The organism is Qipengyuania sphaerica (assembly GCF_019711595.1).
Lineage (GTDB): Bacteria > Pseudomonadota > Alphaproteobacteria > Sphingomonadales > Sphingomonadaceae > Qipengyuania > Qipengyuania sphaerica.
In genome coordinates, this window is the sequence record NZ_JAIGNR010000001.1 from 664,829 (window position 1) to 681,406 (window position 16,578).

The following is a 16,578-nucleotide window of genomic DNA, read 5'->3' on the forward strand; positions in this document are numbered from 1 at the left end:
GCCCTGCCTCAGGCCGGCTTGTAATCGGGAAAGTTGAGCGCGCAGGCATCGAGCATTGCGCGCGTCGCATCGCGGTCCGCAGCCCTGATGCCTTGCGGCAGCGGCTGGAGCTTTTCCGGCCCCGGAAAGCTGCCATAGCCTGCGAAAAGGCAATGCCAACTCATGGCCGGATAGGCGGGGTGCGTGCCGTTGATCGCGCGGTTCGCTTCCGCCAGGTCGCGGTGGGTGAACCAGGCGGTCATCATGTCCTTCAAGCCAGCAGGAAGTGACTGGTTGGCTGCATTCTCGCGCCAGTAGTCGGTGTCGCCGCGCTGGTTGAGCCGGTAATGGCCCACGATGTAATCGCGGATCCCGTCATACCGCTCGGCAATCCGGCGGTTGAAGGTATCGCGGTGCTGCCCGGTGAACCCGCCCGCCTCGAAGGCTTCCGCGAAATCCGTCGCCGTATGAATGACGATATGGAGCGCGGTCGCCTCGAGCGGCTCGATGAAACCCTGCGACAGGCCCGTCGCCAGGCAATTTCGGTTCCAGCTGTTTTCGATCCGGCCGACTTTCATCGACAGAAACCGGGCCTGTGTCTCCTCGCCCTCCATGCCGATGGCCGAGCGTAGTTCCCGCTCGGCCTCCTCGTCGGAGATGTGGCGCGAGGAATAGACATAGCCATTGCCAACCCGCGTCGTGAGCGGGATCGACCAGCGCCAGCCGGCACGCATGGCGATTGCATCGGTCTGCGGGCGCGGCGTTTGTCTGTGGGGCGTCGGCATCACGACCGCCCGGTCGTTGAACAGATTGTCGCCGAAGGGGAGGAACTTGGCACCCATTTTCTGTTGCGCAAGGATGGAAGCGAAGCCCGAACAGTCGACAAACAGGTCGCCCTCGATCCGCACCCCGTCTTCGCCCAGCAAGGCGGCGATATCGCCCTCGTCGGTCAGCTCCGCATGGAGGATCTTGAGCGGCAAATGTTCGACGCCGCGCGCAACCGCCCACTCGCGCAGGAAGCCGCCCAGCTTGTGCGCGTCGAAATGATAGCCGTAGCTGGGAGCGAACGGGAAATTCTCGCCCGCATGGGGCGATTTGCCGGCCCGGGCGAGGGTCGCCGCCAGGAACCAGTCGTCGGGGTGTGCCGGAACATCGCCCCCGCGCCGCCGCAGCGCACAATTATGCGCGAATCCGGGCTCGGTATGTAGGTCGACGGGACCGGGGAAGGGGTGGAAATAGCTTTCGAAGCCAGCAACCTTGCTCCATCCGGTAAAGCGGATGCCGAGCTTGTAGGTGGCATCGCAGGCCGCCATCCATTCGGCCTCGTCGATGCCGAGCTGGTCGAAGAAGGCTTTCAGCTGCGGGGTGGAGCCTTCGCCCACGCCGATGATGCCGATGGCGGGGCTCTCCACCACCGTCACCTTGCCGCCGAGATCACCCCACCGCTGGTGGAAAAGGCAGGCGGTCATCCAGCCGGCGCTGCCGCCGCCCAGGACGACTACATGGGGCGGGGCAGCCTCGCTCATTTCTCGCGCCAGAGCCACGTGAGCATTTCGGGCATGCGCTCACGCCAGAAATTCTCGTCATGCTCCGCACCGTCATAGACGCGGGCGGTGAAGTCCTCGCCCTCGCGCCAGCCGCGCTGCGCGAAGTCTTCGGCCAGCATGATCTGCCAGGGGCCGTAATAGCTGTCGAGCAGCTCGGCCCCGTGGTCCATCCAGATCCGCCTGCCGTTCGGATTGCCGAGATGCCCATCAAGATAGGTGTCCCACAGCCAGGCGATCTGTTCGTCGTGCTGCGGTGCCATCTGCGGGTCTGCCATGGCGAGATGCGCGCTGACGCATCCGGCGCGGCCGAATACCTCGGGTCGCTCGATGATCGAATAGCAGGACATCACCCCGCCCATGCTCGCGCCGACGATGGTGCGGTTCTCCGCACCCGTTCGGGCGCGGTAATCGCGCTCCATCTGCGGGATCAGCGTGTCAGCAACCCAGCCCAGCTGGCGCTCGGATGCGATGGGGCCGCCCGCCATGTCGGACACGCTCCTGGCCACCATGCCCTTCGCATTCTCGGCAAATTGCGGGACGTAGCTGCGGTAGCGATCCTTGCCCGAAGGAGACCAGATGCCGACCACGATATGCGGCTCGGCCTCTCCGCGTGCGACCATGCCCTTGAGCACGTCCTGCACCATCCACGCCTTGTTGTACTGCGTTTGCGAGGGGTCGAGCAGGTTCTGCCCGTCCCACATGTAGAGCACGGGGAAACGGCGATCGGATTGCGCATCATATTCGGGCGGCAGCCAGATCGTCACGCGCTGCGTAGGCAGGCCGTCCACCTCGATCGCCTCGATTTCCACCGTCCGCCCGCTTTCCGCAGGCGTGGGCAGGGTGCAACCGATCACCCCCAGCAGGAGTGCGGCAGAGGCGAGGGAGCGGATCACCCTTGCGGTACGAATTCGATCGCGAAGCCGCCGGCAGGCGCAATGCGCAGGTCCAGCGTCTGGTCGGCAGTAACCGTCTTTTTCTCGACTTCCATCGCATGGCGGTCTGCGCCAAGGCCATTGGCGCTCGCCCCGTCGCGCCAGATCGTGGCCGAATAGGTCTTGCCCGGGTCGAGGAAATACAGCGGCACGCTGACATTGCGCTCCTGCTCGTCGGTCACTGCGCCGACGTAGAAATTGAGCGAGTTCCGGTCACGGCGGGCGATCACGGCATATTCACCGACCTTGCCGTCGATGAGCATGCTTTCGGCCCAGTCTGCCGGAACGCGTTTCACGAAATCGAGCGCGCGCGGATATTTGACGAGGTTTTCGGGCAGGTCGGCGACCATCTGGATGGGCGAATAGATGGTCACGTAGAACGCCAGCTGCCGCGCGAGCGTGCTGGGAAGGTCGGGCGCGGTCGCGCCGCGACCCTCGAGCGAGAACACGCCCGGAGTGTAGTCCATCGGGCCAGACAGCATGCGAGTGAAGATCAGTTCAGGTACATGGCCGGGATCGTTCTTCGGCACGGCCCATGCATCATATTCCGCCCCGCGTGCACCTTCGCGGCTGACCCAGTTGGGATAGGTGCGGCGAAGGCCGGTGTCCTTGATGGGTTCGTGAGGGTTCACTGCGATACCGTGCTCGGCCGCTTCCTTGACCACCTTGAGGTGGTGGCGGACCATCTCCTGCCCGTCGTGCCACACGAAGGTCTCGCCCATGCCGCCTTCGCCAGCGGGCGCAATGATGCCGCCCGCATCGGCGACATAGCCGCTCTTGACTGCATCGATGCCGAGGCTTTCGTAAAAGGCCATCGCGTCTTCGAGCTGTTCCTCATAGACCTTGATGTTGCCGCCGGTTTCATGGTGTCCGATGATGCGGACGCCTTTTTCCATGCCGTAACGCGAAACTTCGGCGATATCGAAATCGGGATAGGCCTCGGTGAAGCTGAAATCGCGGCCATTGCCGAACCACGCGCCGTCCCAGCCCACGTTCCATCCTTCGATCAACACGCCGCGGAACCCGTGCTCCGCAGCGAAATCGATGTATTTCTTGGCGTTTTCGGTGGTGGCGCCATGCTTCTCGCCGCTGGCCCAGCTCTCGATATCGAGATGCATACCCCACCAGATGCCGATGTATTTGTGCGGAGTGAAAAAGCCAACGTCGCCGAGCTTGTTGGGTTCGTTGAGGTTCAGCGTGATGTCGCTCTCGAACAGCCCCTTGGCGTTGGAAGAGATGAGGATCGTGCGCCAGGGCGTGTTGAACGCGCCTTCGCGAATGACCTTGGGCCCGCGCGGTGATGGGGCCAGTTGCGCGCGCAGGCGGGTGCCGTCCATCCGCTTGAGCCACATGCCCGAATAATCGACCAACGCCGCCTCATGGAAGGAGAGGTGCGTGCCGTTGTCCATCACCATGGTCACAGGCGTGTGGACGGTCGACAGCGCGCTGATCGGTGTCTTGGCGTAAAGATATTCGTACCGGTTCCAGTCGCCCGCAGGGATCGACCAGGCAGTGCCGTCGCCCGCAATGTTGAACTCGGTCAGTTCTTCGGCGATCCGATAGACCGGCTGGTTCACATTGTCGGCGAATTCGGTGCGGAACCCGATGCCGTCGTCGAACACGCGCATGCGGACGGTGATCTGGCGCGCGGCCTGATCCTTCTGGCGGAAGGTCAGCGCCAGTTCGTTATGGACGTCGTTGACCCACTGCTGCTCGCCCCAGGGCTGTTCCCAAGTCGAATTGTGCGCTTCCTCGCGGAAGTTCACGACCTCGAAATTGCGGCGCATCGGGTCGGCATCGGTGAAATTGAAGCCGATGGTCGATTTCGCGATGATCGGCACGCCGTCGCGGCTGACCTCGTAAAAGGGAATGCCTTCGCCATCGGCATCGAGCGTGACCTTGATGCGGCCGTCGGGCGAGGACACGGTCTCGGCCTGTGCGGCGGACAGGGGAAGGAGGGCGGCGCTCAGGAAAAGAGCTAGGCGGTTCATGCGGATATCTCCGTTATGATTGCGGCATGTGCCGGCAATTCGCGGTGGCTCGCGCCATTGATAGCCATCAGCACCTCGCCTTGGCAATCACTGCAGGCGATCGGTGCGCTGCCAAGATTGAAGCGGCATTCGATGCGCTGCGCGCCGGCTTCGCGCACGATAACGAGCAGGTCGCCCTCGGCGCGGCATTCGGCGACCTTGCCGTGATGCAGCGCGGGATGGGCCTTGCGCAGCGCAATCGCCTCGCGGGTGAAGTGGAGAAGCGAGTTTTTGTCGGCCTCCTGCGCTTCGACGGTGCGGGCGCGGTTGTCCTCGCCCACCGGGAGCCATGGATCGGTGCTGCCGAAGCCGGCGCAGGCGCTGGCATTCCACGGCATGGGCGTGCGCGCACCATCGCGGCTCAGCGTCAGCGGCCAGTTGGCGATGGCTTCGGGGTCCTGCAGTTGCTCGAAGGGGATATCGACCTGCGTGAGGCCCAGTTCCTCGCCGTAATAGATGATGGCGTTGCCGCGCAGGCACATCAGCAGCAGCGTCTTCAACCGGGCAAAGTCGTCGCGCTCTTCGGGCGTGCACCAGCGGCTGAGCGCGCGCGGTGCATCGTGGTTCTCGAAGGCCCAGCTCGGCCAACCGAGGCGCTCTTCATCGGGCCATTCCGCCAGCGAGGCGCAGACCAGTTCGGGGCGCAGCTTGTCCGCATAGAGGAAGTTGAAGCTGTAGGCGGAGTTGAGGTGCGTTTCGCCATCGGTGAACAGCCGCATCTCGCGCACCGCATCGTCGCCGCCGACCTCGGCCACGGTGAAGATGCCGTCGAATTCGTCGGTCAGCGAGCGGATGCGCTCGATGAAGGCGGGGATGTCCGAATGGCTCTGGTTATACTGCTTGAGCTGGAAATCGAACGGGCGCGTGCGCGGCTTACCATTCTCCGGAGCGGGCGGGTTATCGCGCAGCTGCGGGTCATGCATGGCAAAATTGAGCGCATCGATGCGGAAACCGTCCACCCCGCGCTCGAGCCAGAAGCGCATCACGCCCAGCACCGCATCCTGAGCATCCTTGTTGTGAAGGTTCAGCTGCGGCTGGCTGGCGAGGAAATTGTGCAGGTAATATTGCCCGCGCCGCGCGTCCCAGGTCCATGCCGGACCGCCGAACACCGATTGCCAGTTCGACGGCGGCGAACCATCGGGCTTGGCGTCGGCCCAGACGTACCAGTCGGCTTTCGGGTTGTCGCGGCTCGAACGGCTCTCGTTGAACCAATTGTGCTCGTCGGAAGTGTGCGAATAGACCTGGTCGATCAGCACTTTGAGCCCAAGTTCATGCGCGCGGGCCACCAAGGCGTCGAAATCGTCGAGATTGCCGAAGATGGGATCGACGGCGCGATAGTCGGAAACGTCGTAGCCGAAGTCCTTCATCGGCGACTTGAAGAAGGGCGAAACCCAGATCGCATCCACGCCAAGGTTGGCAATATGCGGCAGCCGCCGGGTAATGCCCGGCAGATCGCCGATCCCGTCGCCATTGGCATCCATGAAGCTACGCGGGTAGATCTGGTAGATCGTCGCGCCCTTCCACCAGGGAAGCGCCTCGCTGGCCGCTACTTCGGCTTTCAAATCGGTTTTCACGTTCATTCTGCGACCTCGGAAACCCGGCATACGGCCCAGCCGAATGCGGGAAGGGTGAAAGCGGCGCTGCCAGGAGCGCTGACGGCGGCCGGGCAACTGCCAGCAAGCGTTTCGAAGCTGCGCGCGTCGTATCCCACCGTGATATTCGCGGATTTCGCCGAACCAGTGGTGTTGAAGACGAGCAGGTATTCGCGCCCCGTGTCGGGCTCGAAACGGCTGGCAGCGAAGATGCCCGCATCCTCTTCGTAATGGCGCACTACCTGCTTCCCACGCGACAGGGCAGGGTGCGCGCGGCGGACGGCGGAAAATTCGGCAATCAGGCGGTAGAGCGGATGCGCGCGGTCGAAATTGCTCGCCGTGGTTGTCGCATCGGTCCCGATGAGGTCGTTGTCATTGTAGCTCTCCGTGCGGCTCGGGAACATGTCCTCGCGCGCTGCCTGGTCGTTGCCGTCGCCGACGAAGCCCTGCTCGTCGCCATAATAGATCACCGGGGAGCCGCGCAGCGTCAGCAGCATTGCATGGGCGAGCTTCGTGCGCGCGAGCATTTCGTCTGCGCCGATGTCTTCATTGTCCCAGCGCAGCATGGTGGTGAAGCGGCCCATATCGTGATTGCCGAGGAAGGTCGGCATGCCGAGCGCGGCTTCCTCGCCTCCTTCGTAGAGCACGTCGCCGTCGAACAGTTCGTTGAGGATGAAAGTCCCCTTGCCCTGGCTCACGACCTCGCGGATGCCCTGCTGGAACGCAAAGTCGAGCACGGCAGGAAAGCCGTCGCGGCGGGTGTATTGCGCGATATAGCCATTGTCGTGATCGTCGCGGTAGACTTCGCCGAAGATGTGGAAGTTCGGAATGCCGCTTGCGCGCGCGGTTTCAAGCATGGCGGGAACGAATTCCTGCCAGAACTCCGGATTTACATGGCGCGCGGTGTCGACGCGAAATCCGTCGATACCGGTATCGCGGATCCAGCCGGTGTAGATATCGATCATTCCTTTGACGACGCGCGGATGCTCGGTGAAGAGATCGTCCAGCCCCACGAAATCGCCCTGGCGGCTGCTTTCGCCCGAGAAGGTCGTGTCGCCGCGATTGTGGTAGTAGATCGGGTCGTTGAGCCAGGCAGGCACCTTGATGTCCGCTTCGCTCTTCAGGGTCGTCGGCGTGTAGGCATAGGACGGGTCGACCAGCTTGGCGAAATTGTCTGCGCTGCGGTCCTCGTCGCCCATGAAGCCGGGATTGATGGCCGGGCCATCCACTCCGCCGCGCCGTGAATAGGGGAAGTCGCCCTTGCTGCGGTAAACGTAACCCGTTTCGTCGCCTTCCAGATATCGGATGACGTCGGCGGTATGGTTGGTGATGATGTCCATGTAGACCTTCATCCCGCGCGCGTGCGCCGCGTCGACGAAGGCCTTGAATTCCTCGCGCGTACCGAAATGGCCATCGGGACGGGTGAAGTCGGTCACCCAGTACCCGTGATAACCCGCACTCTCGTCGCCTGCGGGGCCCTGCACCGGCTTGTTCTGGAAGATCGGTGCGAACCAGATGGCCGTAATGCCGAGACCTTCGAGGTAATCGAGGCGCTGGGTAAGGCCTGCAAGGTCGCCGCCATGGAAGAAGCCCTTGTGCGTGGGGTCGAAACCGGTTGCCAGGCGATCGCCCGTGAAATCCCCGAGGTCGTTCGAGGTGTCGCCATTCTCGAAGCGGTCCGGCAGGACGAAATAGACCACTTCCTCGCTCGGTGCACGATCGCGGAACGTCCGGTCCTGACCATATTGCGGTGCGGGCGTCTGCGCGGTGGCGCAGGCCGAGAGACCGAGGGCGAGAAGGGGCAGGATAGGGCTTTTCATCATGTTCTCTCCGCTACCCGGCCCACAAAACCGGTCAGGAATTGGCGATGTGTCGGAAGCGAGCCTGCAATCATGCTCGCCTGCTTTTCGATTGCGCCAAGGAAGGGGCCGATATCTTTGGCTGGGACGTTGTCGGCCAGCGGCGACCAGCTACGCGGCTCGATGCCCTGGCCCAGCATGACCTGGCCCCAGCTTTCATCGAGGAAGAGCTCTTCGTCCTCGCGCACGATCTGGCCCGAATTTTCGAACATCTCGATTTTCTCGGCGAGCGTATCGGGCGGCGTGATGGCGCGGCAATGGTCCCAAAAGGGATCGCCTTCGCGCTCGTTGGCGATGTAGTGCAGCACCAGGAAATCGCGGATGCGCTCCCACTCGATTTGCGACTGCCGGTTGAAGACCTCGCGGGCTTTGGCGCCGCCCTTCAGGTCGCCGGGCAACAGGGTGAGAAGACGCGCAACGCCCGACTGGACAAGGTGGATCGAGGTCGATTCCAGCGGCTCCATGAAACCGGCGGCAAGTCCCAGCGCGACGCAATTGTGCGACCAGAATTCCTTGCGGTGGCCCGTGCGAAAGCGGATCGGGCGCGGATCGCCGAGCGGCTTCGTCTCGAGGCTCGCGAGCAACAGGTCCGTCGCTTCGCCCACATCCATGAAGGAGGAGCAGAAGACGTGGCCATTGCCCGTCCGATGCTGCAGCGGAATGCGCCATTGCCAACCTGCGGGGCGCGCCAAGGACTGCGTATAGGGGCGCAGGTGATCGCCCGCTTCGGTCGGTACGGCCAGCGCCGTGTCACAGGGGAGATATTCGCTCCAGTCGACGAAGGACACACCGAGCGTCTTGCCGAGTGCGAGACTCGCAAAACCGGTGCAATCGATGAACAGGTCCGCAGCCAAGGCGGTGCCGTTTTCCAGCGTCATCAATGTGATGTCGCCGGTCTCTCCATCGCGCTCGAATGCGGCGATCTTGCCTTCGACACGCTTCACGCCGCGCTTTTCCGAGTAGCTGCGCAGAAGCTTGGCGAGCAGGCTCGCGTCGAAATGGTAGGCGTATCCGAGATCGGCCACGTTTTTCAGCGGGGCGAGCGTAAAGCGCTGTTCGCGCGCGGCGACGACGTTGAGGCCATAAGAGCCGAAATCTTTCGCCACGCCGAGGCCGCGTCCGCGGAGCCAGAGCTGGCGGAAAGGGATGAGCCCGACCGTCCGTCCGGTCGCGCCGAAACTGTGGATATAGCTGTGGCCTACACGCAGCCAGTCGACGAACTCGATGCCAAGCTTGAAGCTGGCATTGGTCGCGCGCATGAATTCGGCTTGGTCCAGGCCAAGCCCCTGGATGAGATTATGGATTTGCGGAATGGTCGCTTCGCCCACGCCGACCGTCCCGATCGCATCGGATTCGACCAGCGTGATCTCCGCCGTGTCACCCAGGAAGCGGGCGAACAGCGCTGCGGCCATCCATCCGGCGGTTCCGCCGCCGGCAATGACGATCTTCAAGTTTCCGGTGTTGCTCATGGCTTCACCATAACCTTGCAGGCCCGGCCTTGTGCAAGACCGGGCCCGCACGGCATCGATCAGAACTTGTAGGTGAAGCCGGCGAGGAAGCGGCGACCGTAAGTCTGGTACTTCAGCCAGGCTTCGGGGATGCCCTGACCGTTGACCGGTGCGACCGTTGCCTGACGTTCGTCGGTGAGGTTCTGGCCCTGAATGAAGAGCGAGAGGCCTTCGAGCGTCGAACCATCGGCGAAATCATATCCGATCTGCGCATCGTAGACGGTTTCAGCCAGCACCGACTGCCGATCAAGACCGCCGCTGAAGAGCGAGAAGTCGCCGATGAAGTCCGACCGGTAACGCATGCTGGCGCGGGCGCTGAAGCCTTCACCCTTGTCGTAGAAGGCCGTCATGTTGGCCACCCACTTCGAATAGCCGGGAATGTCCGTAGCGTTGCCGTTGAAGTCTTCCGCCTTGGTATCGGTGTAGCCGACACCGCCCGTCAGGCCGAAGCCGTCGAGAGCTGTAGTGAAGACATCGAACGGCAGCGTGCCGGCCAGTTCGCCGCCCATGATATAGCCGCCCTCGGTGTTGACGGGACCCCGATAAATTCCGATCGGAGTTGCGGGGACGATGCCCGTCGGCACGGGGAACACAGAATAATCAAACGCGGTATCGATTGCGTCCGGGTCGATATATTGGTCGAGGTTCTTCCAATACAGTTGGAGTGCTATGTAGCCCTGGGTCCCGAAGTATTTTTCGACGCTCAAATCCAATGCTGTGGCCATATAGGGGCGAAGTGTGGGATTGCCGCCACCGCCGTCATAGACCTGCGGATCCAAGTTTATATTCACTCCGAAGTCGACGATATTGTTCATCTGCGGGAGTCGCGGACGCATGAACTGGCGTGATGCACCGAAGCGGATGACGAAGTCTTCCGGCGCACGGAAATTGAGGTTCAGGCTAGGCAGGATCATCCAGTATTCGTCGGTAATTGTCGGCTTTACTGCACCAACCGATTCCACGCTGGTGTGCACCGCCTGGATACCGATGTTGCCAGTGAGATCGGTGCCACCACCCAAGTCGCTGAAGAAGTTCAGCATCGCGAACGGCGTCCATACGTCTTCGGTCACTTCGTAAGCTTGGGAAGCTCCGAAGTCGTTCGGTTCGTAGTCGAGGATGCCTTGCGGAACGAGAAGACGCGGGTCGTACGAAAGGATTTCTCCGAAGCCGCGATCAAGGAAGGTGGTTTCGACCAGAACGCTGTCGGGAATGACTGCGAAATCGGCACCGCCGGGCGGAATGAGAGTGGCCTCCTGCTGGGTGAGGCGCTTGTTGCGCGTGACGTAGTCGACACCGACCAGCAGGGATTCGAACAATCCGCCAAGGTCCTTCTCGATCTCAGCGCGGATCTGCTTCAGGTCGTCGCGGCTCTCGCGAATCTTGTCGTAGCCCGCCTGGTTGGTGGGCCCCGACCAGCCCTGCACGTCGGTAAGGACGAGATCATCGCTGTTCGCGTTGAAATCGCTTGTGAACAGCAGCGCGTTATCTTCGGTCAGCGTGTAACCGAAGGTGCCCCCAAATGTCTCCACGGGAAGCGGATTGCCGAGATCATCTTCCGTCGGCAAGTTGCGACCGAGACCAGCGATCGTTTCAAGGCGATCCTGCCAGCGGTCCGTACGCGACCAGCTGACGTCGAGCATGGCGCGCAGGCCGTTGTCGTTTTCCCACTCCAGATTGCCGCCGACCGAATAGGTGTCGTTCACCGCATCGGTGGCGTAGTTTTCGATGATCGGGCGGCCGGTCCAGGTCGCGCTGGTGACGATCGAAGCGCCCGACACGGGACCGGTCAGTTCACGGCTGGTGAAACCGGTAACGGTCGATCCGCAGCACAGGATCGGCATTTCGAAGCCCTTCTGGTCGAGCTTCTCGTCGAAGTTGGAGTAGAAGCCGTCGACCGTCAGGGTCAGCTGGTCTCCGAGGCGTGCCTGCACGGTGCCGTTGAGGCCAAGGCGCTTCAGGCGCGAGGATTCTTCCCAGGTCTTTACGCCGCTGATGCCGAAGACTTCGTTGTCGGCGTCATAAGCGCCGTAGCCCCACGCGTTCCAGTCGCGGATGTGGTACGGTTCGTCGGTGTAGGCAGCGGACAGGGCAACGCCGATATTGTCGTCGCCGAAGGTGTCCACGAAGGTGCCGAAAACGCGGAAGCCGTATTCGCGGCTGCCGGCGACGGCCTGGAGATCGTTGTAAACGCCGCGTGCGCCTACTGCGATAACGGGCTCGCTAATGTCGAGCGGGCGAATGGTGCGCAGGTCGATCGCGCCGACGAGGCCGCCTGCGGTCCGGTTGGCCTGCGAAGTCTTGTAGACGTCCACGCCGCTCAGAATTTCGGAGGGGAACTGGTCGAATTCTACCGCGCGGCTGTCGTTGGTGGTCGTCTGCTGGCGACCATTGAGCGTGGTGGTCGAGAAGTCGGGACCGAAACCGCGGATCGAGATGATGTTGGCGCGGCCGTTGCTTCGCTGCGCGGCAATACCGGGCAGGCGGGCAATCGATTCGCCGATGCTGTTGTCGGGCAGCTTGCCGATGTCTTCGGCCTTGACCGATTCCACGATCGTTGCGCTGCGCTTCTTCTCTGCGGTCGCGCTCTGGAGCGATGCGCGAAAGCCGGTAACGACGATCACGTCGTCATCAGCGGTTGCTTCGGCGGGCGTGCCCTCGGCGCTCTCCTGCGCCGCGGCAGGTGCTGCGAATGTGCCGAGCGCGGCGGCGAAAGCCGACATGCTCACGGTGGCAGCGAGCTTGCTACGAATAGCCATATCCAGTTCTTCTCCCAGTAGGTCCGCCCATATTTTCTCGGGTTCGCCGGACCAGATAAAATCCCCGCAGGCCGTTACCTGCTCAGCCTTTGAATACGACCGGGATGTGTCGCCCGCATAGACGGCATACGTATACGCACTCGGCATGCACTCCGGCCTTGATGCACAAAAACAACAGTGAACGTTCACATTTTGAAACTTGCGCAAAGTGGCTGTTTTGCGGACTTTCCGGGCGTTGCGCGTTTGCCATAAGGACACTTGCTGCCTAGGGTTTGCAGCAAGGGCCGTTAGTGGCCTGGTTCGGGGAGAGACATGGGACGCAAGCCGACAGGACGGCCTACCAGTTTCGATATCGCTTATGCCGCCGGCGTTTCGCAGCCGACCGTCAGCCGTGCGCTGCGCGGCGATCGATCGGTGAGCGAGAAAACACGCGAGAAAATTCAGAAGATCGCCCGCGAACTGAATTATACTGTCGACAAGAATGCCTCGTCGCTGCGCTCGCAGCGGGCGAACACGATCGCCCTCCTGTTTTTCGAGGACCCGACGCCCGACGAAAGCATGATCAATCCTTTCTTCCTCGCCATGCTCGGCTCGATCACCAAGGCAACCGCAGACGAGGGGCTGGACTTGCTGATCTCGTTCCAGCGGATGGAAGACGACTGGCACGTACAATACCAGGACAGCCACCGCGCCGACGGGCTGATCCTGCTCGGCTATGGCGACTACACCAAGTACCGCGAGCGCATGGCGCAGCTGGCCAAGCAGGGCACGCATTTTGCCCGCTGGGGTTCGGTTTCGAGCGACAGCAGCGGGGTAACCGTCGGAACGGACAATGTCGGGGCAGGGCGCCTAGCTGGTGAGCATCTGATCGCACAGGGGCGCAAACGGATCGCGTTTCTCGGCCATGCGGACGAACATTATCCCGAGTTCAACGGTCGCTACCTCGGCTTGTCCGCTGCGATGCGCAATGCGGGTATAGAGCCCGACCCGGCGCTCCAATACGATGCACTGACGACCGAAGAGGAGGGGCGCGCCGCAGCCCAGGCCCTGCTCGACAGCGGCGCCGACTTCGATGCCATCTTCGCTGCCAGCGACCTTATTGCGATAGGTGCCATGCGCGCCCTGGCCGACGCGGGCCGCAGCGTGCCGCGTGATGTCGCAGTCGTCGGCTTCGACGATATTCCTGCCGCCAGCATGACCACTCCGCCGCTGACGACAGTCATGCAGGACATTCGCGGTGCAGGGCAGATCCTCGTCGAAACCCTGCTGGCGCAAATCGAAGGCCGCGACCTTCCGCCGCGCAAACTTCCCGGCAAGCTGATCGTGCGCGGCAGCAGCTCGGCCTGACACATTCGTATACGTAGTGGCGCAGAGGCCTGCTTCGTGCCAGCCTTCGCGAATGAGAGGACCGGGCGCAAAGACCCGGCCGGGATGAGGACATGATTATGGACGCGATTGCGCGCGAAAAGCCCAGGCAGGGATTTGCCGGGCTGTGGAACATCAGCTTCGGATTTTTCGGCATCCAGATCGGCTTTGCGCTGCAGAATGCGAACATGAGCCGCGTTTTCCAGACGCTGGGTGCGAGCATGGACGACCTGCCGGCCTTGTGGGTCGCGGCTCCGCTGACGGGCCTGATCGTGCAACCGATCATCGGCCACTTGTCCGACAAGACGTGGAACCGGCTGGGCCGTCGTCGCCCCTATTTTCTGACGGGTGCCATCTTCGCGGCGCTATCCCTTCTGGTCATGCCGTTGAGCCCGGCCTTCGGCGCGCCGCTGATCTTCGCCGCGGCGATGCTATGGGTGCTCGATGCCTCACTCAATGTTTCAATGGAACCGTTCCGCGCCTTCGTCGGCGACATGCTTAATACCGATCAGCACAGTGCGGGATACGCGGTGCAAACTGCCTTCATCGGGGCAGGTGCGGTGGTCGGATCGATTTTCCCGTATTTCCTCGAGCAGCTCGGTGTTTCGAATGTCTCACCAGATGGCGGCATTCCGGACACGGTGAAATACAGCTTCTGGTTCGGCGCGGTAGCGCTGTTCACGGCCGTCCTGTGGACCGTCGTGACTACGAAGGAATTCTCGCCCGAGGAGATGACCGCATTCGGCGAGGTCGCCGAGGCTGATGACACTCAGCCGCTGCGAGCCTTGGCAGCGAAATCTTACCTGTCCTGCATCTTGTGGATCGTCGCAGGCGCTGTGGTGATCCTATTGGTTGAAATGTTCGGCCTGCAAAAGGAAATGCTGCTGCTGGGGGGGCTGCTGAAAGCTTACGGTGTCCTAAGCGCGGTCGCTATCGCCATGGCCAGAAAGGGTCAGGCCGCCAACATGCTGTCTAGCATCGTCGGAGACTTTTCCGGGATGCCCGAGGTGATGAAGCGCCTCGCCTTGGTGCAGTTCTTCAGCTGGTCCGCGCTGTTCATCATGTGGATCAACACCACGCCCGTCGTCACCCAATACGTGTTTGGCAGTACCGACACGGCCAGCGTTGCCTACAACGCGGGGGCGAACTGGGTGAATGTGCTTTTCACGGTGTACAATGGTGTCGCTGCTATCGCCGCGCTCGCGCTTCTTCCGGTACTCAGCCGCAAGTTCGGGCAGGTCATGACGCATTCGATTTGCCTGATGCTCGGAGCCTTCGGCTTCCTGATGTTTTTCTTCGTGCGCGATGCGAACACATTGTTGCTGGCCGAAGTCGGCATCGGGATCGCATGGGCCAGCATCCTCGCCATGCCTTACGCCATTCTGGCTTCGAACCTGCCGCAAGCGAAGCTCGGCATCTACATGGGCTTGTTCAATATTTTCATCGTCGTACCGCAGTTGCTGGTAGCGACGGCCATGGGGCAGATCATGCTGTGGCTCTTCCCTGGCGAGCCGATCTGGACGATGCTGTTTGCGGCCGGGTCATGGATTATCGCCGCCCTCGCCATGCAGCGAGTGCGCACCGCCATCCCGCAGGAGGCCGATCATGCGTAAACTGATTGCCGCATCAGCCGCGATCGCGCTGGCTGGTTGCGCCCATGCCGTGCCGGGTCCGACCGGTGAAGCGCTGGACACCGGCTGGGAATCGCAAAGCAAGGTCACCATCGAGCACCCGGAGTGGTCGCGCGACGCGGTGCTCTACCAAATCAATACCCGCCACTTTACCAAAGAAGGCACCTTCAAGGCTGCGCAGGAGCAACTGCCGCGCCTGAAGGAACTGGGCGTCGATATCCTCTGGCTCATGCCGATCCACCCGATCGGCAAGGAAAACCGCAAGGGCACGCTCGGGAGCCCCTACTCGGTACTCGATTATTACGGGGTGAACCCGGAATTCGGGACCGAAGAGGAATTCCGCGCCTTCGTCGATGCAGCGCATGCCCAAGGCTTCAAGGTCATCCTCGACCTCGTCGCCAACCACACGGCGTGGGATCATCCGATGCGAAGCGAGCATCCCGACTGGTACGAGAAAACTTGGGATGGCGACTTCCGCCCGACCCCGTGGTGGGACTGGTCCGACATCATCGACCTCGACTGGTCGAAGCCCGGCGTGCGCGAGCACGTCGGCGGGGCGATGGAATATTGGGTGCGCGAATTCGATATCGACGGCTATCGCGCCGATGTGGCGGGTTATGTCCCGCTCGATTTCTGGGAGACCGCGCGAGCGCGGTTGGAAGCGATAAAGCCGGTCTTCATGCTGGGCGAGGTACAGCAGAGCGGTTTCCACCATGCCGCTTTCGATGCGACCTATGCCTGGGACTGGCACAACACCTCGAAGAATGTCGCCCACGGCAAAGGCAATGCCACCAGCTTTTACGGTTATTACGCCGAAAACGAGAGCCTCTGGCCGCGCGAGGCCATGCGCATGACCTATATCGAGAACCACGACAGCAATGCGTGGGAAGGGACGATGGAGGAGAATTACGGCGCGGCACTCGAAGCGATGACCGCGCTTTCCTTCACTGGCGAGGGCCTGCCGCTCATCCATAACGGGATGGAGGCTTGCAATTCCAAGCGGCTCGAATTTTTCGAGCGCGACCCCATCGACTGGAACCAAGACCCCAGTTGCGAATACGGCGACCTCCTGAAACGACTGATAGCGTTCCGGAAGGCCAACCCCGCACTCGAAAACGGGCAGTGGGGGGCTGTGATGCACAAGGTCGAGAACAGCGCTCCCGAGCAGCTTTTCGCCTGGGTGCGGCAGGAGGATGGCAACAAGGTGCTCGGGCTGTTCAACATGAGCGACCGGTCCGTGACGGCAACTTTCTCGGACGGCTTGCCATTCGGCAGCTATGTCGATTTCGCAACCGGCGACACCATTGCGATCGGGGGCGCCACCAAGGTCGATCTTCCGGCGTGGGGTTACCGCTTGATGAGCACGCGCAGACGATAAT

Annotated in this window: 10 protein-coding genes; 3 read left to right on the forward strand and 7 right to left on the reverse strand. The window is 62.1% G+C overall.

What is annotated here, in order from left to right; all coding sequences use genetic code 11:
- Window positions 1-8: 8 nt before the first annotated feature.
- From K3178_RS03345 to K3178_RS03375, 7 genes are read right to left on the reverse strand one after another with little or no spacing between them, the layout of a single operon-like run.
- Window positions 9-1,505 (reverse strand): tryptophan halogenase family protein, encoded by a 1,497-nt coding sequence (locus K3178_RS03345; RefSeq protein WP_221569956.1) that lies wholly within the window; start codon window positions 1,503-1,505, stop codon window positions 9-11.
- The gene (locus tag K3178_RS03350) at window positions 1,502-2,419 is read right to left on the reverse strand and encodes an alpha/beta hydrolase (protein WP_221569957.1); all 918 of its coding nucleotides are present in this window, start codon (window positions 2,417-2,419) and stop codon (window positions 1,502-1,504) included. The genes K3178_RS03345 and K3178_RS03350 overlap by 4 nt, the downstream gene beginning before the upstream one ends.
- A complete protein-coding gene (locus tag K3178_RS03355; RefSeq protein ID WP_221569958.1) occupies window positions 2,416-4,449 on the reverse strand; it encodes a glycoside hydrolase family 97 protein in 2,034 nt (677 codons plus the stop codon). Before K3178_RS03355 ends, K3178_RS03350 begins: the two co-directional genes overlap by 4 nt.
- Entirely contained in the window at window positions 4,446-6,068 is a 1,623-nt protein-coding gene (locus K3178_RS03360; protein ID WP_221569959.1) for an alpha-amylase family glycosyl hydrolase, read from the reverse strand. Before K3178_RS03360 ends, K3178_RS03355 begins: the two co-directional genes overlap by 4 nt.
- Entirely contained in the window at window positions 6,065-7,900 is a 1,836-nt protein-coding gene (locus tag K3178_RS03365; protein WP_425594607.1) for an alpha-amylase family glycosyl hydrolase, read from the reverse strand. Before K3178_RS03365 ends, K3178_RS03360 begins: the two co-directional genes overlap by 4 nt.
- Window positions 7,900-9,408: a tryptophan halogenase family protein gene (locus K3178_RS03370; RefSeq protein WP_221569961.1), complete on the reverse strand. Its 1,509-nt coding sequence runs from the start codon at window positions 9,406-9,408 to the stop codon at window positions 7,900-7,902. Before K3178_RS03370 ends, K3178_RS03365 begins: the two co-directional genes overlap by 1 nt.
- A 59-nt stretch (window positions 9,409-9,467) precedes the next feature.
- Window positions 9,468-12,203, reverse strand: coding sequence for a TonB-dependent receptor (locus tag K3178_RS03375; RefSeq protein WP_221569962.1), 2,736 nt, complete (start codon window positions 12,201-12,203; stop codon window positions 9,468-9,470).
- A 312-nt stretch (window positions 12,204-12,515) separates the two neighbouring features.
- Between K3178_RS03375 and K3178_RS03380 the strand changes: the two genes are divergently transcribed.
- The 3 genes from K3178_RS03380 to K3178_RS03390 all read left to right on the forward strand — a co-directional run bounded on the left by K3178_RS03380 (window position 12,516) and on the right by K3178_RS03390 (window position 16,577).
- Window positions 12,516-13,550, forward strand: coding sequence for a LacI family DNA-binding transcriptional regulator (locus tag K3178_RS03380; RefSeq protein ID WP_221569963.1), 1,035 nt, complete (start codon window positions 12,516-12,518; stop codon window positions 13,548-13,550).
- A gap of 98 nt (window positions 13,551-13,648) precedes the next feature.
- Window positions 13,649-15,181: an MFS transporter gene (locus K3178_RS03385; protein WP_221569964.1), complete on the forward strand. Its 1,533-nt coding sequence runs from the start codon at window positions 13,649-13,651 to the stop codon at window positions 15,179-15,181.
- Window positions 15,174-16,577 carry an alpha-amylase family glycosyl hydrolase gene (locus tag K3178_RS03390; protein WP_221569965.1) on the forward strand — a complete coding sequence of 468 codons (1,404 nt, stop codon included), beginning with the start codon at window positions 15,174-15,176 and terminating at the stop codon, window positions 16,575-16,577. The genes K3178_RS03385 and K3178_RS03390 overlap by 8 nt, the downstream gene beginning before the upstream one ends.
- The last annotated feature ends 1 nt before the right edge of the window (window position 16,578 follow it).